The organism is Bacillus sp. EU55, from assembly GCF_038005925.1.
GTDB classification, from domain to species: Bacteria; Bacillota; Bacilli; order Bacillales; family Bacillaceae; genus Bacillus; species Bacillus velezensis.
The window spans coordinates 1360551-1381295 of sequence record NZ_JBBOUE010000001.1; the positions used below are offsets into that span (position 1 = coordinate 1360551).

The window sequence follows — 20745 nt, forward strand, 5'->3', positions numbered from 1 at the left end:
TAAACGTAAAAGGAGAATGAAAAAATGAAGAGACTTAACTTTTGGGTTTACGCTTTGTTTTATAAGTGGGCCTCAATAGAAATGGTAAAACAGGCTATGGGCTATGATGACTGCTCTGCCGAAGATCTGGCGGAAGGTGTGGCCGCGAAGTATATCACGCCTGAGGAATTTCAAGAAATAACGGGTGAAACATACGAAAACTATAAAAATGCTGTGTCATAAGCCGAACGGCTTTTTTTATTTGTCATTTTTAATAAATCAGAACAGGAGGACGGCCGATGAAAAAGCATTCATTTGAATTTCCTGCCGATCAACTTGGCAGGCCCGGCGCAGTAAAAGCTTATCGCGGTAACAAAAACGATTATGTCACACCGGTTGCTGATTTGTCCGGAATGACAGAGCTTCTTACCAATACGCCGTTAGAAGCGATTGAAGTATACAGCCAATTCGGACAAGACCGTTTAGGAGCCGTCTTAATAGACAGAGCACAGGGGTGGGCTTATTCGGACCGCAGCGGAACTCTTTTTATCGAAGAGAGCGAGGATAACAATTCGTGGACGGCTTCACATTCTGTTGCAGTCAAAGGCGGAGTGCTGACCGCTTCGGGGTGGGTCAGCCTGACAAAACGATATTACCGGTTCCGTTTTGAAAATGGAAATCAAAAGCAGTCCGAATTTGTTTTATACCAATCTGTCGGTACGGGCGGTGATATGGCGTTTTCATATACAGACGTGATTTTTCATGAAAATGCAGCAGAGGCGGGCGAGGGAAGCATCTTCTCAGCGGGCGCTTGGAAAAAACTTCTCGTCGAAATCACCGGCACGGCTGAGTCGGGCCATGTCGCGTTTTGGGGGAGATCCATCTCGGGAAGAAATGTGCCGATCAGAGGAATCAGGTCTGAAGACGGAACATCAGCCGCCGGTACATCAGGCACAGACGAAGTGTGGTTATTTGATATTGCCGGCTTTAAGGAAATCATCATGGAAATCAAGAGCATTTCCGGCGGGAGCCTTTCTGTCAAAGGCACGGCATTTTCTTAAGAATGAAACTTCCGAAGGGAGGTGAGAACAATGTAAGAGGGGGGAGCGGAAGTGCTTCTGGATGAACAAGCGGTGCAAAAAGAATTCGCAGGCATCAAAGGTGAACAAAAGGTGCTTGAACAGCGGGTGGCCGCATTAGAGCGGGTATCCGACCGGCAGGATCAGCAAATCATGACGCTGAATGAAAAACTGAACAAAATTGACGAAAACACAACATGGATTAAGCGGACCATTACAGGAGCGATCGTGACAGCAATCTGCACGGGCGTCATTGGCGGAGCCATCGCCATCATGTACAATCTGCTGCAAAAGTAGGGGGGAAACCGATATGAAATTCGCGGACAAAGGCACGGTCGTCAGGACGGTGCTTCTTTTGCTTGCTTTATTGAATCAAACTTTGCTGATGTTCGGCAAATCGCCGCTGAATATTCAGGAGGACCAGGTCAGCCAGCTTGCAGATACGCTGTATGCCGCCGGGTCGGCCGTTTTTACAATCATAACGACTGCCGCCGCCTGGTTTAAAAACAATTACGTTACAGCAAAAGGGAAAAAACAGCAGGCTTTATTAAAAATAAACAATTTATCGAAATAGGAGAGATGAGAATATGGTAAAAATTACACAGGATTTTATCCCGGCAGGAAACAATAACCGCCCAGGCTATGCAATGACACCGATTTACATTACGGTGCACAATACAGCCAATACCGCAGTCGGAGCTAACGCCAAAAGTCACGCAAGCTATGTGAAAAATCCCGATACACCGACAAGCTGGCATTTCACAGTCGATGATACGGAAATTTATCAGCATCTTCCGCTGAACGAAAACGGCTGGCATGCCGGTGACGGAAACGGGGACGGCAACCGTAAATCCATCGGTATTGAAATTTGTGAAAACGCAGACGGCAACTTTTCACAGGCCGTGGCAAACGCCCAATGGCTCATCCGCACATTAATGACGTCGCACGGCATCCCGCTTGCGAATGTCGTTGCGCACAAGCATTGGTCAGGAAAGCTTTGTCCGAGAAGACTGTTGGATACATGGGATGAGTTTAAAGCGGGAATCGGTTCTGGGGAAAGACAGACGTATACCGTCCAAAAAGGAGATACGCTGTCAGCGATCGCGCGGAAATTCGGCGTCAGCGTGGCCGATCTGCAGAAATGGAATAACATCGCTGACCCGAACCTGATTAAAGTCGGACAAGTACTGATCGTCAGCCCGCCGGTTGAAGCACTGTATTCTCTTCCGGACGAGGTGATTCAGCTGACAGAGCCGTACACGTCCGGTGAAAAGGTATACCAGGTGCAAAACGCGCTCGCCGCACTTTATTTCTATCCTGAAAAAGGAGCTGTCAATAACGGCATTGACGGTATCTACGGTCCGAAAACCGCAGATGCCGTGGCCCGCTTCCAATCTGTAAACGGACTGACGTCTGACGGCGTCTACGGTCCCGCTGTAAAAGCGAAAATTCTGATGCAGCTTTAACAAAAAAGGCTGAGTCCCGTTCACATTGCGGGATTCAGCCTTTTTTCTTTTTTAACCGGTTCAATAGCCCGAGATTCCTCGCCCGCATCCTCAGCGAGTAAGCGGAAAGCCCGAAGCGTCCGTAATCCACAAACTTTACGCGCCTGACAATTTTCTTCACATCATCACCTGTCGCATCTCTTTGTTGGTTTTATTATATGAAAGATAAGGAAAAAAGGAATAAGGACAAGAGCCGTGTCTCCTGTCCTTAGTGTAATCAAGCTTTTTTTTGTTTATACTTGTCAATCAGCCGCTCGTTTTCTTTGAAAATTCTGGCGGTATGAGGGCTGACCTGGTAACTTGCGATACTTGTCATTGAACGTTTTTTAAACATTTTGAACGGTTTCGCTCTTTGTTCCGGCTGCCCGTTTTGAAATGCCTGCTCCATTTAACCGTCACCTTCCTCTTCTATTGGCAGCATTAAATCATAAATGCTCGTTAGCGATGTGAAAAGCAAATAATCGAATTCCGTCAACAGGTTTTCCGACGTGAGTTTGATCACGTAATGGCGGTTTTGGACTGTAAACGGAATAAGCACAAGCCTGCCTTTTTGATCATAGTAGACGTCTTTACGGTTAAGACGGGACTGAACGTCTGCCGCATCAGGCATATGCTCCGTCAAGCGGTCCTTATCCGATTGTGCGGAATAGTCGCACAAGGAAGCCGTGACATTCATTTTTTCGGCATAAGCGGCCAGCAGTCTGCTGATGCCTTCCGCATAAGCTTCTGTACTTCCATAATATACATGGATCGGTTCATTTTTCAACAGATATTGATAGGTTTTCAGTTTTTCAAGATAGGAGTGAAGCATTTCGTTATTTTCTTCTAAAATTTCCCGCGTATCCGTCTCTAATTCATTGCCGGCGAGCTTTTTGATATACGCGCTCAAAAAGATAAACGCATCAATAAGGGCAAAGCAGACGGCAACAATCAAATATTGTCTCCATGCGGCAAAGAGCGATTCAGGATCATATGTCCAATAGACCATGGAGCCCAGTACAAATAGTAAATACCACGTTTTACGGATGGCAAACATTTTTTCTTTTACCTTTGCCTCATACCGCCAGGATGCGTACACATATAAAATGAGTGCGGCCGCCATCGTCCACACCATAATCTGAAAAAACAAAAGCATGAGCATCCCTCACAATTTGAAAAATGGTCTGCTATGTTCATTCTATGTCATGACATCATTTTCCTGTCACAAAAAAAACCGCTTCTGTAAAGAAGCGGATGTCATCAGAAAAACAGATCTAAGATGAAAAAGGCGATGGCGCCGAGTGTACCTGCAATCGGCAGGGTGATGACCCATGTAATGAGCATCCGTTTAGCCGTTCCCCAGTTTACGCCTTTTACGCGGTGGGAAGCGCCCACACCGAGAATGGAAGACGAAATGACGTGTGTCGTGCTGACAGGGAGATGAATAAACGTGGCCCCGAAAATAATGGCTGCGCCGGTTAAGTCGGCAGATACGCCGTTTACCGGACGGATTTTCATAATTTTCCCGCCGACGGTTTTAATGATTTTCCAGCCGCCGATGGATGTGCCGAGACCCATTGCCAGGGCACAAGAGAGCTGCACCCAAAAAGGAATGGCATCACTTTTATGTAAATTGGCAGTCATAAGCGCCATCGTAATGATACCCATCGCTTTTTGCGCGTCGTTCGTTCCGTGTGTATAGGACTGAATGGCAGCCGTCAAAATCTGCACTCTGCGGAAGCGTTTATTTGTTTTCGCCAGATTGCTGTCTTTAAAAATCAGCTTCACGATCGAATATACGATAAAGCCGAGAACAAAGGCGATGATCGGTGATAAAATAAGTGCTTCGATAATTTTAATGAACCCTTTATAATTAAGCGTCGCAAAACCTGACGCTGCAATGGCCGCACCGGCGATCGCTCCGATAATCGCATGTGAAGAGCTGCTCGGAATGCCGAAATACCATGTGATCAAGTTCCAGGCGATTGCGGCGAGTAGAGCCGCAAGAATGACAACTGACCCATTGTCTAATGTATAAGGATTCACAATGTCCTTTGTAATGGTTTTCGCCACACCGGTAAATGTCATCGCTCCGAGAAAGTTCATGATGGCGGCCATGACGATTGCGTGCCGCGGCTTCAGCGCTTTTGTCGAAACTGAGGTGGCGATTGCGTTTGCGGTATCGTGAAATCCGTTAATGAAGTCAAATACCAAAGCGCATATGACAATTAATATCGTTAAAAGTAATAGAGTATCCATTATAACCCCTCGTTACGCGTTTTTCATAATAATGGTTTCAAGGTTATTGGCAACGCTTTGGCAAGAGTCGGCAATTTCCTCAAGCGTTTCGTAAATCTCGCGGTACTGAATCACTTTAATCGGATCGGTTTCTGTGCCGAACAGATTTTTTAATGATTTACGGTGCAGGTTATCACAGCTGTGCTCGTATTCCTTAATTTTAATGGCGTGAGGGTGAATGTCCTTCAATCGGTTTTCTGCAAGCAGCTCAATCGTGATTAAAATTTCCTTCGCGCACTCTCTGATGTATCCGCTGAACTTATCGATATGCTCATCGGAAGAAGTGATCGAGAAAATCTCCATCATTGCTGAAAAATGTTCGATTCCGTCAAGCACGTCATCGAGGCTGTTTGTCAGCTCAAGGATGTCTTCACGTTCAATGGGAGTGATAAAAGCTTTGTTCAGCTCTTTAATCATGACATGAACATGATTATCTCCTTTTGTTTCAAACTCTTTTAACGTATCGGCAAATTCCTTTAAAGTCGTCTGGTTCGTCACTTTAAAGTTGACAAAGTATTCTGCGGTTTCGTCTATGTTTTTTGCGATTTCTGTTAAAAGGAGTGAGAACTTATCTTTTTTTCTTTTTATCATTAAAAACCCTCCATTGTTTGAATGAGACAATGCACACATCAAATTATTATATAGCCTTTTGTCGAAAAAAAACAGATAAAGTCGAAAAAAACGCCTCTTGATTTTTTCGTAAAAACGTGTCTCATCCTGTTTTTCTTATGTTACCCACTTCGCCAAAAAAACGTAACATACTTCGAATTCAGACATCTTGCTTAAAAAGTATAACAAAAGATGTGAATTTGCTGTCAACTTTTGCACGTGATTTTGCCAGAAAAAAAACGGCTCCCGTAAAAGGAACCGTTTTTATCAGTTTTTTCTGCCGTTTTTCAGCCAAAAATAAAGCGGCAGCCCGGCGAGGCCGATCAAGAGGGACAGCGCGCAGCTCAGTGTATCTGTAATGATCGTGCTGATCAGCACAAACAGTGAACCCGCGATGGCCAAAACAGGAATGATCGGATACAAAGGCACGCTGTAGGCGCGCGGTTTTCCGCCGCTTTTTTTTCTGAGGATAAACACGGCGAAAAAGGCCATGACGTAAAAAATATAAATCATGAAAATAGAGATTTCAGACAGCTTATCGGGATTGCTGGCGATCATAAAAATAATGGCCAGCGCGATCTGAAATGACACGGCAATCCACGGGGTGCGGAACGTCGGATGAACCCGCGAAATCTGTCCGGCAAACGGCAGCTGTTTCCGTTCCGCCATCGCAAACGAGACACGCGGAAAAGCGAGAATCTTTCCGTTTAAACAGCCGAAGATGCTGACGATGATTCCGACGCTGATCAATTTTCCTCCGATGTCGCCAAACAGCATTCCGGCAGCGGTGCCGGTCGCATTTTCACCGAGTTTGACGATGTCGGTCGCAGGAAGAATGTGCAGCAGCGCAAAGTTAATGAAAAGATAAATGGCGGTGACGACCAGCAGTCCGCCCGTCATCGCTCTCGGGAGCAGCTTTTCCGGATTTTTCATCTCGCCGCCGAGTGCCGCAAGCAGAATCCAGCCGTCATAAGCAAACAAGGTGGCCAGTATGGCAGCGCCGAAATTCATGTCCGACATGCTGCTTGTAACGGCTGTAAAAATATGCTGATCGCCTTTCCAAAGGCCGAACACGATCATGCAGATAATCGGAATCAATTTGCCGACAGTCGTAATTCCCTGGACGATGCCGCCATATTTCGTTCCGATAATATTAATGATGCTTAAAAACAAAACGGCTGAAATCCCGATCAATTTAGACCAGCCGGAATCCCAATTGAACAAGTGCGCCATCAAAGAGCCGAAATACAAGCCGATTGCTCCGATAATGGCGGGGCCGTAAATGATAATTTGAACCCATCCGCACAAAAAGCCCCAAAATTCCCCGTACACTTCTTCGAGATATGTATAAAGTCCGCCCGTTTTCGGAATCTGAGTGCCGATTTCCGCAACGGTCAATCCGCCTGCAAGCGTCAAAATACCTCCTAACAGCCACGCGATAAGCGCAGTTTTCGCATCACCGGAGTAGGCAAGCACGGCGCCTGGTTTCATAAATACGCCGGAACCGATGATGGTGCCGATAACAAGTGAGAGGGCGATGGTAAGGCCGATCTCTTTTTTAAGTCCGTTCTCTTCAATCTGCATATCCTTTCCCTCCAGATGTAAAATAGTCATGATGAAAAAACTATTTTCCATATTGTAAACCCTAATTGCTGAAACACGAATAAAATAAATTTTCTGATTTTGTTGTTTTCCCTAAAAGATAAAGGTTTCTGCTTTTGAGAAGGAAAAAATACCGTTTTAAAAGCGAACATTAATGGTTTTTTTATATCAAAGGTTCGTTATTTAGGGAGCGGCAGTCTGCAGACCGTCTGTGAAGCAGATGGGTTGACTTTACGATCCGGATAACATAAATTGTATATATAAATATCTCGAAATCGAGATAATTGACTGGAGGATAACATAATGAAAGTTAATGGAATACACCATGTATCAGCATTGACGGCTGATGCGCAGAAAAATTTAGATTTCTATCGGAACATCCTGGGACTGAAGCTTGTGAAAAAGTCCGTAAACCAAGATGAACCGACGATGTATCATTTGTTTTACGGTGATGAAACAGCCAATCCGGGATCTGAATTGACGTTTTTCGAGATTCCGCGGATTGCGCCGTTTCATGCGGGAACAAACAGTATTTCTTCAATCGGCCTGCGTGTCCCGGATGCACAAGCGCTCCAATATTGGAAAAAACGATTTGAAGAGCATCAGGTCTCTCACAGTGAGATCGTGAAAATAGCGGGCAGGGACACACTCGCTTTTTGGGATCATGAAGGACAGCGGCTTGTGCTGACAGCTGACGAAAAAGGAAAAGACATCGGTGAAGCGGTGAAGCAAAGCGGCATACCGGAAGAATATTCTTTCCGCGGTCTTGGTCCCGTTGAATTGACCGTCCCGTATGCAGAACCGACGCTGCGTGTGTTAACCGATGTGCTGGGCTTCACTGAAATCGGGAAAGAAACGCATGAAGACCGGGGCACGGTTACGGTGCTCGAATCCGGAAACGGAGGCGCGCGTACAGAAGTCCATCTCATTGAAAGAAACGATCTTCCGCGCGAGCGTCCTGGAAAAGGCAGCGTGCACCATGTGGCCTTCCGCGTCCAGAATGAAGAGGAGCTTGCTTTATGGCACCGCATCATTACGAAAGAAGGTTTCAGCAACTCAGGCATTGTAGAGCGTTATTATTTCAAAGCGCTGTACTTCCGGGAGCCGAACGGAATTCTGTTTGAATTGTCAACGGACGGTCCGGGATTTATGGTTGATGAAAAACCTGAAGAGCTGGGCAAAACGGTTGCGCTCCCGCCTTATCTCGAACACCGCCGTTCTGAAATAGAAGCGCGGCTGAAACCGATTCAGTAAATCAGAAATCATGACAGATGCCTCCCGGCTTGACGGGGGCATCTTTTTTTTTCTTTTTTACCCGTTTTGTCATTCTTTTTACCTATTTGTAAACGGCAAAATAATTGTCTTTGTTTATTAATAAATTTTTCACATTTGGTTGTTACACTTGTTCAAAGTTAAACAAAAGGAGTGAAAACACAGGTGAAAATGAAAAAACGCGAGATAGACGCAGTCTTAATTCTCATTTTACTCGCTTCCGCATTCTTGAATATGTACAACATCTGGAATGACGATACGGTGAATCCTTATTACACCGCAGCGGTAACGAGTATGCTTCAAAGCTTTCATAATTTCTTTTACGCTTCATTTGACGCAGCCGGGTTTATCACGGTAGATAAACCGCCTGTTACATACCAGATTCAAACGATCAGCGCGCTGATATTCGGTATGCACGGGTGGAGCGTCATCCTGCCTCAGGCATTGGCGGGTGTAGGTTCAGTTCTATTCATGTACTTATTAATAAAGCCGACGTTCGGAAAAACGGCGGCGCGCATCGCCTCATTTGTCATGGCGTGTACACCGATCGCAGTAGCGGTCGCGCGGACGAACAATGTCGATGCTTTACTGGTCTTTTTCCTCTTGTTCGCTACATGGCTTCTCTTTAAAGCAATCAGAAAAGGCAGACTGATTTGGCTTTTGGCGGCATTTTTTGTCGTCGGAGCAGGCTTTAACACAAAAATGCTTCAGGCTTATATGATTTTGCCGGCCTTCTTGCTGTTCTATATGATTGCGGCAAACACCACGATTAAGAAAAAAATCATTTCATTGGTAAGCGCGTTAGCCGTTTTAGCAGCCGTTTCATTGTCATGGCCGCTCATTGTTGACAATATTCCTGCCAGCAAAAGGCCATATGTCGGAAGCAGCCAGACAAACTCCGTATTGGAATTGGCCTTCGGATATAACGGGATTCAGCGGCTGACAGGGCAAAGTTCCGGCGGCGGCCAGGGCGGGCCGGACGGAAACGCATCGAAAGAGATGTCTTCTTCCGGCGGTTCTTCACAAATGCAAAAACCGCCTGGCCAGTCTTCAAGCAGCAGTTCAGCAAGCGGAGACAAATCACAAAACGGCAGTATGACGGCACCTCCATCTAACGGGAAAATGCCAAGCGGCGGCGAAATGCCAAGCGGCGGTCAAGGAGGCCCTCCAAGCGGCGGAGATGGCGGCGGAGGCGGTCCCGGCGGCGGAGGAAAAAGCGGTACAGGCACCGGCTCGAAAATGCAATCAGGTTCAGGAATGTTCGGTACGGGAACCCCTGGTCCGCTGCGCCTTTTCCAAACGGAATTATCTGATCAGATCAGCTGGCTCCTGCCGTTTGCGATTTTTGGAATGGCCGGTTTATTGATCGCCGGGGCGAGAGAAAGAAGACGATTATCAGCAGAACAGAAGGAAACGATCTTTTGGGCAGCGTGGCTTGTGCCGATTGCCGGATTCTTCAGTGTCGCAGAATTTTTCCACCATTATTATCTCATTATGCTGGCGCCTCCGATCGCGGCACTTGTCGGTGCGGGATGGGTCGCCCTCGTTCATCTGTACCGCAAGCAGGCGGGATGGAAAACTTGGCTATTGCCGGCCGCTATTCTTGTGACAACCGGATTTGAGCTGTTTATCCTCAGAAACTACAATGATCAAATCGGCGCAGGCTGGAGCATCGGAGTAGGCGTTATCGGCGCAGTGGCTGCCATCGCTCTGTTCGTATTCAAACAGCGCCAAAAACCGCTCAGTTACTATGTTTCACTTGCAGCCCTTCTCGTCTTGATGGTCATGCCGATTTATTGGGCGAGCACACCGCTTCTGTACGGAGGCAACAGCTCATTGCCTGAAACAGGCCCTCAGCTCGCTTCAACAAGCGGAAAAGGCATGGGAATGGATAACGCATCTGTCAATACAAAACTGATCAACTATTTAGAGAAACACAACGCCGGAGCGGACTATCTATTTGCAACAACCGATTCCAACACTGCGGCGCCTTACATTATTAAAACGAAAAAAGCGGTCATGGCGATCGGCGGATACAGCGGGTCTGACCCGGCCATTACGCTGGCCCAATTTAAAAAGCTCGTAAAAGAAGGGAAAGTAAAATACTTCTTAGCATCCGGAATGGGCAAAGGCGGAAATAACGATATTGTGCAGTGGGTTGAGAAAAACGGAAAGAAAGTATCTTCAGATAAATGGCAATCAAACACAGATCAGAAAACGAAAAATAGTGATGCAGCTGATAAAAAAAGCAGCAAGGCCTCAGGTAAAAACAGCCGAATGAGCGGCGGGCCGGGCGGAATGAATCAATCAGCTTCACTATACGAACTTCAATCTGATGAATAGGAGGAAAAAACATGAGCAGACATATTCAATATTCAATAGTCGTCCCGGTTTATAACGAGGAACTCGTCATTCAGACAACCTATCAGCGTCTGAAAGAAGTGATGGATCAAACAAAAGAGCATTATGAATTGATCTTTGTCAATGATGGAAGCAAAGACCGCAGTATTGAGATTTTAAGAGAGCAAAGTCTGATTGATCCGAGAGTGAAAATTATAGATTTTTCCAGAAACTTCGGACATCAGATCGCGATCACAGCGGGTATGGATTATGCAGAGGGGAATGCAATCGTCGTCATTGACGCCGATTTGCAGGACCCTCCTGAATTAATCCTTGATATGATTGAGCAGTGGAAAGAAGGCTACGATGTGGTGTACGCCGTCAGAACGAAACGAAAGGGAGAAACCTTTTTCAAGAAACAGACGGCCTCTATGTTTTACCGGCTGCTGCGGAACGTGACTGATATTGATATTCCGCTCGACACCGGAGATTTCCGCCTGCTGGACAGAAAAGTCTGTGATGAGATGAAAAAATTAAAAGAAAAAAATCCTTTTGTCAGAGGGCTCGTCAGCTGGGTCGGCTTTAAGCAGACTGCTGTAGAATATGAACGAGATGAGCGGCTTGCGGGGGAAACGAAATACCCGCTTAAAAAAATGCTGAAGCTTTCCATGGACGGGATCACAACGTTCTCTCATAAACCGCTCAAGGCGGCAAGTTATGCGGGAATGATCATGTCCGGAGCGGGTTTTCTCTATATGTTTATCGTTTTATACATGAAGCTGTTTACGAACAGCACCATTACGGGCTGGTCCTCTCTGATTGTGATACAGCTGTTATTCAGCGGCATCGTTCTATTAATGCTCGGAATGATCGGCGAATATATCGGAAGGATTTATGACGAAGCAAAAGACCGTCCGCTCTATATCGTGCAAAAAGCGTACGGCATTAAAAACGAAAAGATTTATCGGGACCAGCATATGTCTTAACCGAAGCACCCTGTCCGGCCAGCGGACAGGGTGTTTTTATATCAGAAATAAAAGCCGCGGGATGACAGAATGTCCCGCGGCTTTTTTTATTCATCTGCGGCCGGTCTGCGTGTGCAGAGAGCGCATGATCAGTCCGGTTCCCGAAAGGTTCAGTAAAATGCTTGCACCAAGCGTCATTCCCCAAGCAGCGTTTTGCTGAGGAAGCTGAATGCTCAGCTGCAGCAAGATCAGACCGGTAACGACCAGCAAAAGTCCGGTTTGTTTCATGTGTATGTATCCTCCTTTGTACACTAAGTCATACGGCTGATCCAGGCCTAAAGTTTCATCCGTATATAAAAAATCCAAGGCGGCCGCCTTGGATTTTTGTTAAGAAGATGTTTCTTCTTTTTGAGTCAGTTTCATTTTTTTCGTCATTTCCTTGCCGTTTCTGATAATCTTCACGTCAACGGTGCTGCCGACTTTCGTATTCTTGTAGAGAATATTGCGAAGTTCGCTGCCCGTGTCGGTTTCTTTCCCTTTTAAGCTGATAATGATGTCTTCTGCTTTTAATCCGGCTTTGGCTGCAGGTGAGCCCTGCGCCACTTCGCGAATATAAACGCCTTTATTCAGCTGTTTGCCGAAAAGCCCGAGTGTGCCTTCCTGATAGTTTTGCGGCACTTGTTCCAAGTCGATCATGCTCACGCCGATATAAGGGCGCTCCACCTGTCCTTTCGTGAGAAGCTCTTCGGCGATCGGTTTTACATCGTTGCTCGGGATGGCAAAGCCGATGCCTTCTACATCACTTTCGCTGATTTTCATGCTGTTGATGCCGATGATTTTGCCGTCTGTATTCAAGAGCGGTCCGCCGCTGTTTCCGGGATTGATGGCGGCATCGGTTTGGATGACGTTGATGCTTGACTCACCGGCTGACGTAGAGATCGAGACGGTTCTGTTTAAGCCGCTCACGATGCCCTGTGTGACGGTGCGGGAAAGGTCTTTTCCAAGCGGATCACCGATGGCGATGACGGATTCACCCGTTCTGAGAGCGGATGAGCTGCCGAAGCTTGCCGTTTTTGTCACGTGTTTATCACTGATTTCTAAAACGGCCAAGTCTGTCAGAGAGTCGCTGCCGACGAGTTTAGCTGTTACATCGGTGCCGTCATATAATGACACTTTAAGGGAAGAGGCGCCTTCGACCACGTGGTTATTCGTAATGATATACGCTTTGCCGTTTGCTTTCTTAAAAATAACGCCTGAACCCGATCCCGTTTCCGCATCTTCACCCGATGAATTTGAGTTTGAATCTGAGCTTGATCCGAATCCGAATAAATCGGAACTGCTTTGCTGCTTCTGCAGATTGGTGATTCCGACGATCGCCGGTGAAATGTCTTCCACCATATTCGAAATGCTGCTTGAATTTGCCGATGAGCTGTTTGCCGATTTGCTGCTGCCGGAATCAGAAGATGTCTGCTTGGCGGTTACCGATGACGTTTCCTGAGCGGGAGCCGTATTGGAAGTATCTTGAGTCTGATGGTCTCCAAGCGGCGTAAATGTATAGATGCCGAGGGCGAGCCCTCCGCCGATCACTCCGCCGAGAAGCGGTCTGAACCAGCCGAAGCTTCGTTTTTTCTTGTCCTCGTCCGACGCGGAATATCCGGCCGGCTGCGGGTTTTCTTTTACTAAAAGGACTTCCTGTTCTTTTTGGTCTGTCCGATTTTCATCACGATAGTTATCCATCATGTTCACTCCGTTTCTCTATTTTCATCATAGCATGAAGCCTATTATTACTGACTCCATCTTAAACAAAAAGTGTGGGATAATAATGAAAAGATTGTGGGAAATTGTGAAAAAGGCGTAATCGGACGGAGGCGCTTTATATTGACAATTTCCATCGGATTTGAAATAATAAATGAGATATTATGTTCAATCCTTCACATGAAAAGATATGAAAAATTCTGTCAAGCTAATGGGGGAAATCTGTTAGCTTTTTCACTTTGTTAAATAGTCAGAAAGGAGTTGTCAAATGAAAGAAAAACATCATTGGATTATTTCTCTGCTCGCTGTGCTGGCGGTCGGGCCGGGGCTGATGTCGAATACCGCACTTTCGGCTGTCCAAAGCCTTGTCCGGCAGACGGTCGGCGGTGAAAACTTTGACTCTTTTCATCCGATTATTATCGGTAATATGGCATTTGCCTTATTCGTGCCGGCGGGGCCGTATTTAAGAAAAAGATTCGGCTCCCGGCCTGTCTATATGATTTCGATGGCCGCGGGTGTCATCGGAGCGCTCCTTGCTGCTGTGACAAATGATATTTATCCGCTCGCCGCGGGCCGTTTTTTACAGGGAGCTGCGGCGGGCACTATGCTGATGATTATGATCCCGATGCTGGTGCTTTCGTTTCCGATTGAGCGCCGGAATTACGCATTATTTGTGTTAATCGGCGGATTTTACGGGTCCGTCATTATGGGGACCGTTTTAGGCACGGCGGCGGCAAGCGCCGGCCATTGGCATTGGCTGTTCGGCATTTTTGGCCTGCTGTCTTTTTTCGGCCTCATTTTCAGTTATATGTGGCTGCGGGATGACGCTCATAAAAATGCTGAAAAATCTCCATTTGACGGCATCGGTTTTCTGTTAGCGGGTGTATCAGCCGTGCTGACCGCCTATACATTTATTCATCTGCCGAAATGGGGCTTTTCATCATGGCAGACATTGGCGGGATTTGGAGGAAGCATCGTCATTCTTCTGATCTTGCTGATCATGCAGTACAGAAACGAACATGCGCTGATTTCGATTAAACTTATGCTGATTCCAAAGCCGATTCTGGGTGTTTTCATGATCGCTGCGGGCAGTATTTCCATAGCGGTCAGTCTTTCTGCATTTCACGGGGAGCTTCAGACCGCATATCATATGTCACAAACTCAACTGATATTCCTATATGCGAGCCTTTTGGGAGGCGTGGCCATCGCCGCTGTCATCAGTGCATTAGCATATGATAAAGTCGGTCCGGGCATGCTCGGCATAACAGGCTCTGTTATACTGGTGTTCGTGAATTTTCAATGGATGACGGCGGATCATCATATACCGCTTATTCTATTTGCGGGGCTTTTCGTGATGCTGGCGGCCGGGACAGGGCTTATTGTGGCAGCCGGACTGATGGGAGCCGCGTTGGGCGGACCGCTTCCGGAACTGGTGAAACGCATGACGGCAGTTCAGTTTTTAAGGCTGTTCATTTATATGGGCGCACCTGTTTTAATAGGGTATTTTACGAAAAGAGATGCTTCCGGCATGCTTCGGGGCGCGCGCGGCACACAATCACCGCATGACCTGCTGATGGGGACATACAGCGATTTGTTTCTTATTGCTTTCATCTTAAGCTTGCTTTTAGTGTGTTTATCATTTGTCATGAATGCGACCGGCATGGGACATAAGCTGGCGCATAAACCGCATGCCGTCCGTAAGCAGGCGGCTGAACCGATCAGGCATCAGGTCATTCCCGATCATGAATACAGAAGTGCGGTCAGACAGTTTCAGCGTCATCATATAAGCAAAAACAGTATGTAACTTTTTCTAACAGCAAACCCTTTTCCCGGTGAAAAGGGTTTGTTTTTTCCCATAATAGCAGAATGGTATATTGCATGTTTCATCCTTTTTTAATATAATTTGTTAGAATATTCATAATTTAATATCGAAATTTTAAGTAAAAAAGGAGGCATTACATGAAACTGTATCTATCTGTGGATATGGAAGGGATTTCCGGACTGCCTGATGAAACATTTGTCAATTCCCGCATGCACAATTATGAGCGCGGCAGGGTTCTGATGACCGAAGAAGCAAACTGGTGCATCGCAGAAGCGTTTAATAACGGATGCACGGAAGTGACCGTGAATGACAGCCACTCAAAGATGAATAATCTGCTCGCGGAAAAACTTCACCCTGAGGCAGAGCTGATTACGGGGGATGTCAAGCCGTTTTCCATGATGCAGGGGCTTGATGAATCGTATTCAGGTGTGATGTTTATCGGCTATCATGCGAGAGCGTCGATGCCGGGCGTCATGTCGCACAGCATGATATTCGGCGTCCGCCACTTTTACATAAATGATAAGCCGGTCGGTGAACTGGGGTTAAATGCCTATCTCGCCGGATTTTACGATGTCCCTGTCATCATGGCTGCCGGAGACGATTGCGCCGCAAAAGAAGCGGAGGAGCTGATCCCGAATGTAACGACTGCCGCCGTCAAACAAACCATTTCAAGAACCGCGGTCAAATGCCTGTCCCCTCAAAAAGCCGGACGGCTCCTGACGGAAAAAACAGCCTATGCGCTCAAAAATAAAGATAAGGTCAAACCGCTGACTCCGCCTGAAAGACCTGTATTAGGCATTGAATTTGCCAACTACGGACAGGCTGAATGGGCCCATTTAATGCCGGGCACAGAAATCATCCCGGGAACGACAATCGTTCAATTTCAGGCAAAAGACATGCCGGAAGCCTATCAGGCCATGCTCGTCATGACAGAACTCGCCATGAGAACAACATTCTGTTAAAGGGGTGAACGGCATTGCTGCGGTATTTTATCAAACGTTTTATCGCCATGATTATGACCGTCCTCGTCATCACCACTCTGACATTTGTCATGATGAAAGTGATACCCGGCTCGCCTTTTAACGAAGAGCGGGGCACAAACGAAGCGGTCCAGCGAAATCTCGAATCCTACTACCATCTGAACGAACCTCTTATCACTCAATACGCCATCTATCTAAAATCCATTCTTACCTTTGATTTCGGTCCTTCAATTAAAAAACCGTCAGACAGTGTAAACGCCATGCTTGAACGCGGGTTTCCGGTCTCATTTGAGCTTGGGATAACGGCGATCATCATCGCTGTGATTTCCGGGCTCGCGCTCGGCATAATGGCCGCTCTCAGGCGCGGCGGCTTTCTCGATTATGCGGCCATGAGCCTTGCGGTGCTCGGGATTTCCATTCCGAATTTTATTATGGCTACGCTGCTGATTCAGCAATTTGCGGTTCATCTGAAATGGTTTCCGGCAGCTACTTGGACGAGTCCCGTTCACATGGTCCTGCCGACTGTTGCGCTTGCCGTCGGTCCCATGGCCATTATCGCGAGGCTGACAAGATCAAGCATGTCCGAAGTGCTGACTCAGGATTACATCCGCACGGCAAAAGCAAAGGGGCTTTCTCCCGTCAAAATTGTGATCAAACACGCATTAAAAAACGCTCTTATGCCTGTTGTGACAGTACTCGGGACGCTTGCCGCAAGTATTTTAACGGGCAGTTTCGTCATCGAGAAAATTTTTGCCATACCGGGAATGGGCAAATATTTCGTAGAAAGCATCAATCAGCGTGATTACCCGGTCATCATGGGAACGACCGTATTTTACAGTGTGATTCTGATCGTCCTGCTGTTTCTGGTTGATTTGGCATACGGCCTGTTAGACCCGCGCATAAAACTTCATAAGAAAGGGTGATCCTGATGAATCTCCCGCAAGAAACGGTAAAACACACAGAAGTGCCTGATGACTGGTTTCAGCCGGGCGCGGAAAGAAAGGGTGAAACCGAGTCGGTCAAGCGTCCGAGCCTGTCTTACAGTCAGGATGCGTGGCGGCGGCTTAAAAAGAACAAATTGGCGATGGCCGGGCTTGTGATTTTATGCTGCCTGTTTCTATCGGCTGTGTTCGGTCCGCTGATATCACCGCACAGCGTGACAAGGCAGACGCTCGCCGAGCAGAATCTTCCGCCGTCTTTTTCACACTGGTTCGGAACCGATGAACTTGGCCGGGACGTGTTTACAAGAACGTGGTACGGAGCGAGGATCTCTTTATTTGTCGGTGTGATGGCGGCGCTGATCGACTTTTTGATCGGCGTTATCTACGGAGGGGTCGCCGGATACAAAGGGGGCCGGACAGACAGCGCCATGATGAGAATCATCGAGGTTCTCTACGGATTGCCGTATCTGCTCGTTGTCATTTTGTTAATGGTGCTGATGGGGCCGGGGCTCAGTTCCATTATCGTCGCTCTGACCGTGACGGGATGGGTCGGCATGGCGCGGATTGTCAGAGGGCAGGTGCTGAGGATGAAGCATGATGAACACGTATTGGCTTCGAAAACGTTTGGAGCGAAAACATTTCGGATCATTAAGAAAAATCTGCTGCCGAATACGATGGGAGCCATTATTGTCCAAATGACGCTTACAGTGCCGGCGGCGATTTTTGCGGAATCATTTTTAAGTTTTCTCGGACTCGGCATTCAGGCGCCGTTTGCAAGCTGGGGCGTCATGGCAAACGACGGGCTGCCGGCGATTTTATCAGGCCATTGGTGGCGGCTGTTTTTTCCCGCTTTTTTCATTTCCTTGACGATGTACGCGTTTAACGTACTTGGAGACGGCTTGCAGGACGCGTTAGACCCGAAACTGAGGAGGTAGGAAAAATGGCGCAGCAAGTTCTTTCCGTTAAAAATCTGCATGTTACTTTTTCAACATACGGAGGCACTGTAAAAGCCGTAAGAGGCGTCAGCTTCGATTTATATAAAGGTGAAACGTTTGCGATCGTCGGTGAATCGGGCTGCGGAAAAAGCGTGACGTCACAAGCCGTGATGGGTCTTCTTCCGAAACATTCGGCAAAGATTGAATCCGGAAGCATACAATTTAAACAGAAAGACCTTTGCCAAATGTCGGATCGGGAAATGCGGGGAATCCGGGGGCGCGATATTTCTATGATCTTTCAGGACCCGATGACGGCGCTCAATCCGACTTTGACCATAGGGGATCAGCTCTCAGAAGCGCTGTTGGAACACCGCGCCATGACAAGAAAACAAGCTGAATCCGAAGTTCTCGCCATGCTGGATCTGGTCGGTATCCCGGACTCGAAATCCCGCCTGAAGCAGTACCCCCACCAATTAAGCGGGGGCATGCGGCAGCGGATCGTGATCGCGATGGCTCTGATCTGCGAGCCGGAAATTATGATCGCCGATGAACCGACAACGGCTCTTGATGTGACGATTCAAGCACAAATCCTTGAATTATTTAAGAAGATTCAAAGAAAAACAGGCGTGTCTATTATTCTGATCACACACGATCTCGGCGTCGTCGCTCAGACCGCCGACAGAGTCGCCGTCATGTATGCGGGGAAAATCGCCGAAATCGGCACGAGGCATGATATTTTTTACCGTCCGGCTCATCCATACACAAAGGGGCTGCTTCGTTCAGTGCCGCGGCTGGATATGGAGGATAGTGAGCTGTCGCCGATTGACGGGACGCCGCCTGATTTATTCGATCCGCCGCCGGGCTGCCCGTTTGCCGCCCGCTGCCCGGACAGGATGATCGTCTGTGAAAAGGTATACCCGGCAACAACCGTGACATCCAAAAGCCATATCGTTAATTGCTGGCTTCAGGATCACCGTGCAGAGCGGCTGAAGCAGCAGCTGACGGCAGCAGAGGAAAAAGGGGGATTGAAATGAAAAAGAGATGGGCGATCGGTGTGATTGCTGTTGTTTCGTTTGCTCTGATGGGCTGTACAGCCAATGAACAGGCGGGGACAGAACCCGGCAAAGCAAAAGAACAGGGGGGTGAAACGGTGCTGCGGCTCAATAACGAAAATGAGCCGACCTCACTTGATCCGCCGATCGGATTTAATAATGTTTCCTGGCAGCCGCTGAATAACATCATGGAAGGATTGACGAGGCTCGGAAAAGATAATAAACCCGAACCGGCCATGGCGGAAAGCTGGAAGGTGTCCGCTGATAAGCTGACATATACCTTCAATATCCGTGATAACGCCGAATGGACAAATGGCGATCCCGTTACGGCGGAAGACTTCGTGTACGCCTGGAAACGGATGCTCGATCCGAAAACGGGCGCATCTTCCGCATTTCTCGGCTATATGATCAAAGGCGGGGAAGAATTTAACAGCGGAAAAGGCAAAAAAGAAGACGTGAAAATCACGGCAAAAGATAAAAAAACGCTTGTCGTCACATTGGCGGCACCGCAGGATTATTTTCTGAGCGTCGTGTCCAATCCGGCGTATTTCCCGATTAATGAGAAGGTCGCCAAGGCTGATCCGAAATGGTTCACTGAAGCAAAAACCTTTGTCGGCAACGGGCCGTTCAAACTGACGGAATGGAAGCATGACGACAGCATGACGATGGTCAAAAACGAGACGTATTGGGATAAAAAGACGGTGAAACTGGATAAAGTCACATGGGCGATGGTCAGTGATCGGAATACCGACTATCAGATGTTCCAGTCGGGGGATTTGGATACCGCCTTTGTGCCGGCAGAGCTGAGCGAGCAGCTGATGGGAGGAAAAAATGTCCGCACGTGGGATCAGGCCGGACTCTATTTCTATCGTTTTAACGTAAAAATGGAGCCGTTTCAAAATGAGAAGATCAGAAAAGCGTTCGCGGCAGCGATTGATCAGAAAGAAATCACGGATTATGTGACCAAAAACAGTGAAAAGCCGGCACATGCCTTTGTATCCCCGGGATTTACTCAGCCTGACGGGAAAGATTTCCGCGAAGCGGGCGGCAGTTTATTAAATCCGGATGAATCAGAAGCCAAAAAACTGCTGGAAAAAGGCATGGCGGAAGAGCATTATGACAAGCTGCCCGCCGTTACATTGACATACAGCACAAAACCGGAGCATAAGAAAATAGCGGAAGCGGTTCAGCAGAAGCTCAAAAGTGTGCTCGGTATAGACGTTAAGCTCGCCAATATGGAATGGAACGTCTTTTTAGAAGAGCAGAAAGGACTGAAGTTCCAGTTCTCTCAAAGCTCATTTTTACCGGATTACGCAGATCCGATCAGTTTTCTTGAGGCTTTCCAAACGGATAATTCCATGAACCGCACCGGCTGGGGCAGCGCGGCATACGACGGCTGCATCAAGCAGGCAAAACAGGAGGCCGATGCCAAAAAACGTTTTGCGCTCATGCATAAAGCGGAAAAGCTGCTCATGAATGAGGCTCCGATCATTCCGATTTACTTTTACAATCAGGTGCATCTGCAGAACAGCGGCGTGAAGGGCATTGTTCGGCACCCCGTCGGTTACATTGATCTGAAATGGGCGGAAAAGTCCTGATCTTACAGCGGAAACATATGCCGCTCTTTATCCA

General features: G+C 47.5%; 22 protein-coding genes. 14 read left to right on the forward strand and 8 right to left on the reverse strand.

Annotated elements, in window-relative coordinates:
• Positions 1-24 precede the first annotated feature (24 nt).
• From NYE50_RS07285 to NYE50_RS07305, 5 genes are read left to right on the forward strand one after another with little or no spacing between them, the layout of a single operon-like run.
• Positions 25-222 (forward strand): XkdX family protein, encoded by a 198-nt coding sequence (locus tag NYE50_RS07285; RefSeq protein ID WP_007610833.1) that lies wholly within the window; start codon positions 25-27, stop codon positions 220-222.
• Positions 223-278: 56 nt separating this feature from the next.
• Entirely contained in the window at positions 279-1040 is a 762-nt protein-coding gene (locus NYE50_RS07290) for a phage portal protein (protein WP_159354053.1), read from the forward strand.
• Positions 1041-1091: 51 nt separating this feature from the next.
• Positions 1092-1355 carry a hemolysin XhlA family protein gene (locus NYE50_RS07295; RefSeq protein WP_003154815.1) on the forward strand — a complete coding sequence of 88 codons (264 nt, stop codon included), beginning with the start codon at positions 1092-1094 and terminating at the stop codon, positions 1353-1355.
• A 13-nt stretch (positions 1356-1368) separates the two neighbouring features.
• The gene (locus NYE50_RS07300; RefSeq protein ID WP_003154813.1) at positions 1369-1632 is read left to right on the forward strand and encodes a phage holin; all 264 of its coding nucleotides are present in this window, start codon (positions 1369-1371) and stop codon (positions 1630-1632) included.
• 13 nt (positions 1633-1645) lie between these two features.
• The gene (locus NYE50_RS07305; RefSeq protein ID WP_007407257.1) at positions 1646-2524 is read left to right on the forward strand and encodes an N-acetylmuramoyl-L-alanine amidase; all 879 of its coding nucleotides are present in this window, start codon (positions 1646-1648) and stop codon (positions 2522-2524) included.
• A gap of 34 nt (positions 2525-2558) precedes the next feature.
• Here NYE50_RS07305 and NYE50_RS07310 read toward each other — a convergent pair whose 3' ends face one another.
• From NYE50_RS07310 to NYE50_RS07335, 6 genes are all read right to left on the reverse strand, one after another.
• Complete coding sequence (locus tag NYE50_RS07310; protein ID WP_003154809.1) at positions 2559-2684, reverse strand: hypothetical protein; 126 nt, start codon at positions 2682-2684, stop codon at positions 2559-2561.
• 96 nt (positions 2685-2780) lie between these two features.
• On the reverse strand, positions 2781-2951 hold the full coding sequence (locus NYE50_RS07315; protein WP_003154807.1) for a type II toxin-antitoxin system SpoIISB family antitoxin: 171 nt from the start codon (positions 2949-2951) through the stop codon (positions 2781-2783).
• Positions 2952-3698 (reverse strand): type II toxin-antitoxin system SpoIISA family toxin, encoded by a 747-nt coding sequence (locus NYE50_RS07320; RefSeq protein ID WP_007407256.1) that lies wholly within the window; start codon positions 3696-3698, stop codon positions 2952-2954.
• Between the two features lie 104 nt (positions 3699-3802).
• Positions 3803-4801, reverse strand: coding sequence for an inorganic phosphate transporter (locus NYE50_RS07325; RefSeq protein WP_003154805.1), 999 nt, complete (start codon positions 4799-4801; stop codon positions 3803-3805).
• A gap of 12 nt (positions 4802-4813) precedes the next feature.
• Positions 4814-5431, reverse strand: a complete 618-nt coding sequence (locus NYE50_RS07330) for a DUF47 domain-containing protein (protein ID WP_003154804.1) — start codon at positions 5429-5431, stop codon at positions 4814-4816.
• A 285-nt stretch (positions 5432-5716) separates the two neighbouring features.
• On the reverse strand, positions 5717-7033 hold the full coding sequence (locus NYE50_RS07335) for an APC family permease (RefSeq protein WP_007610842.1): 1317 nt from the start codon (positions 7031-7033) through the stop codon (positions 5717-5719).
• A gap of 321 nt (positions 7034-7354) precedes the next feature.
• On the opposite strand from NYE50_RS07335, the gene NYE50_RS07340 reads away from it, so the two are divergent.
• From NYE50_RS07340 to NYE50_RS07350, 3 genes are all read left to right on the forward strand, one after another.
• On the forward strand, positions 7355-8305 hold the full coding sequence (locus NYE50_RS07340; RefSeq protein ID WP_159354055.1) for a ring-cleaving dioxygenase: 951 nt from the start codon (positions 7355-7357) through the stop codon (positions 8303-8305).
• Positions 8306-8488: 183 nt separating this feature from the next.
• Positions 8489-10666: an ArnT family glycosyltransferase gene (locus NYE50_RS07345; RefSeq protein ID WP_014417530.1), complete on the forward strand. Its 2178-nt coding sequence runs from the start codon at positions 8489-8491 to the stop codon at positions 10664-10666.
• Between the two features lie 11 nt (positions 10667-10677).
• Positions 10678-11649, forward strand: a complete 972-nt coding sequence (locus tag NYE50_RS07350; protein WP_025649641.1) for a glycosyltransferase family 2 protein — start codon at positions 10678-10680, stop codon at positions 11647-11649.
• Between the two features lie 90 nt (positions 11650-11739).
• Here the strand turns inward: NYE50_RS07350 and NYE50_RS07355 are convergent, their stop codons facing one another.
• Both NYE50_RS07355 and htrA read right to left on the reverse strand, forming a co-directional pair.
• Complete coding sequence (locus NYE50_RS07355; RefSeq protein WP_014417532.1) at positions 11740-11916, reverse strand: hypothetical protein; 177 nt, start codon at positions 11914-11916, stop codon at positions 11740-11742.
• A gap of 99 nt (positions 11917-12015) precedes the next feature.
• On the reverse strand, positions 12016-13365 hold the full coding sequence (htrA, locus tag NYE50_RS07360) for a serine protease HtrA (RefSeq protein ID WP_025649642.1): 1350 nt from the start codon (positions 13363-13365) through the stop codon (positions 12016-12018).
• A gap of 286 nt (positions 13366-13651) precedes the next feature.
• On the opposite strand from htrA, the gene NYE50_RS07365 reads away from it, so the two are divergent.
• The 6 genes from NYE50_RS07365 (at position 13652) to NYE50_RS07390 (ending at position 20711) form a co-directional block, all read left to right on the forward strand.
• Positions 13652-15187 (forward strand): MFS transporter, encoded by a 1536-nt coding sequence (locus NYE50_RS07365; protein ID WP_021493817.1) that lies wholly within the window; start codon positions 13652-13654, stop codon positions 15185-15187.
• 155 nt (positions 15188-15342) lie between these two features.
• Positions 15343-16167: a M55 family metallopeptidase gene (locus tag NYE50_RS07370; RefSeq protein ID WP_007407248.1), complete on the forward strand. Its 825-nt coding sequence runs from the start codon at positions 15343-15345 to the stop codon at positions 16165-16167.
• Between the two features lie 14 nt (positions 16168-16181).
• Positions 16182-17108, forward strand: coding sequence for an ABC transporter permease (locus tag NYE50_RS07375; RefSeq protein WP_021493816.1), 927 nt, complete (start codon positions 16182-16184; stop codon positions 17106-17108).
• Between the two features lie 5 nt (positions 17109-17113).
• Positions 17114-18061: an ABC transporter permease gene (locus NYE50_RS07380; RefSeq protein WP_003154782.1), complete on the forward strand. Its 948-nt coding sequence runs from the start codon at positions 17114-17116 to the stop codon at positions 18059-18061.
• Positions 18062-18066: 5 nt separating this feature from the next.
• Positions 18067-19095, forward strand: coding sequence for an ABC transporter ATP-binding protein (locus tag NYE50_RS07385; protein WP_159354056.1), 1029 nt, complete (start codon positions 18067-18069; stop codon positions 19093-19095).
• Complete coding sequence (locus NYE50_RS07390) at positions 19092-20711, forward strand: peptide ABC transporter substrate-binding protein (protein ID WP_022553464.1); 1620 nt, start codon at positions 19092-19094, stop codon at positions 20709-20711. The genes NYE50_RS07385 and NYE50_RS07390 overlap by 4 nt, the downstream gene beginning before the upstream one ends.
• Positions 20712-20745: the final 34 nt, after the last annotated feature.

Coding starts and splice junctions, on each gene's coding strand:
- NYE50_RS07285 (WP_007610833.1), top strand. CDS start 25: ATGAAGAGACTTAACTTTTGGGTTTACGCTTTGTTTTATAAGTGGGCC.
- NYE50_RS07290 (WP_159354053.1), top strand. CDS start 279: ATGAAAAAGCATTCATTTGAATTTCCTGCCGATCAACTTGGCAGGCCC.
- NYE50_RS07300 (WP_003154813.1), top strand. CDS start 1,369: ATGAAATTCGCGGACAAAGGCACGGTCGTCAGGACGGTGCTTCTTTTG.
- NYE50_RS07305 (WP_007407257.1), top strand. CDS start 1,646: ATGGTAAAAATTACACAGGATTTTATCCCGGCAGGAAACAATAACCGC.
- NYE50_RS07315 (WP_003154807.1), bottom strand. CDS start 2,951: ATGGAGCAGGCATTTCAAAACGGGCAGCCGGAACAAAGAGCGAAACCG.
- NYE50_RS07320 (WP_007407256.1), bottom strand. CDS start 3,698: ATGCTTTTGTTTTTTCAGATTATGGTGTGGACGATGGCGGCCGCACTC.
- NYE50_RS07325 (WP_003154805.1), bottom strand. CDS start 4,801: ATGGATACTCTATTACTTTTAACGATATTAATTGTCATATGCGCTTTG.
- NYE50_RS07330 (WP_003154804.1), bottom strand. CDS start 5,431: ATGATAAAAAGAAAAAAAGATAAGTTCTCACTCCTTTTAACAGAAATC.
- NYE50_RS07335 (WP_007610842.1), bottom strand. CDS start 7,033: ATGCAGATTGAAGAGAACGGACTTAAAAAAGAGATCGGCCTTACCATC.
- NYE50_RS07340 (WP_159354055.1), top strand. CDS start 7,355: ATGAAAGTTAATGGAATACACCATGTATCAGCATTGACGGCTGATGCG.
- NYE50_RS07350 (WP_025649641.1), top strand. CDS start 10,678: ATGAGCAGACATATTCAATATTCAATAGTCGTCCCGGTTTATAACGAG.
- NYE50_RS07355 (WP_014417532.1), bottom strand. CDS start 11,916: ATGAAACAAACCGGACTTTTGCTGGTCGTTACCGGTCTGATCTTGCTG.
- htrA (WP_025649642.1), bottom strand. CDS start 13,365: ATGGATAACTATCGTGATGAAAATCGGACAGACCAAAAAGAACAGGAA.
- NYE50_RS07365 (WP_021493817.1), top strand. CDS start 13,652: ATGAAAGAAAAACATCATTGGATTATTTCTCTGCTCGCTGTGCTGGCG.
- NYE50_RS07370 (WP_007407248.1), top strand. CDS start 15,343: ATGAAACTGTATCTATCTGTGGATATGGAAGGGATTTCCGGACTGCCT.
- NYE50_RS07380 (WP_003154782.1), top strand. CDS start 17,114: ATGAATCTCCCGCAAGAAACGGTAAAACACACAGAAGTGCCTGATGAC.
- NYE50_RS07385 (WP_159354056.1), top strand. CDS start 18,067: ATGGCGCAGCAAGTTCTTTCCGTTAAAAATCTGCATGTTACTTTTTCA.
- NYE50_RS07390 (WP_022553464.1), top strand. CDS start 19,092: ATGAAAAAGAGATGGGCGATCGGTGTGATTGCTGTTGTTTCGTTTGCT.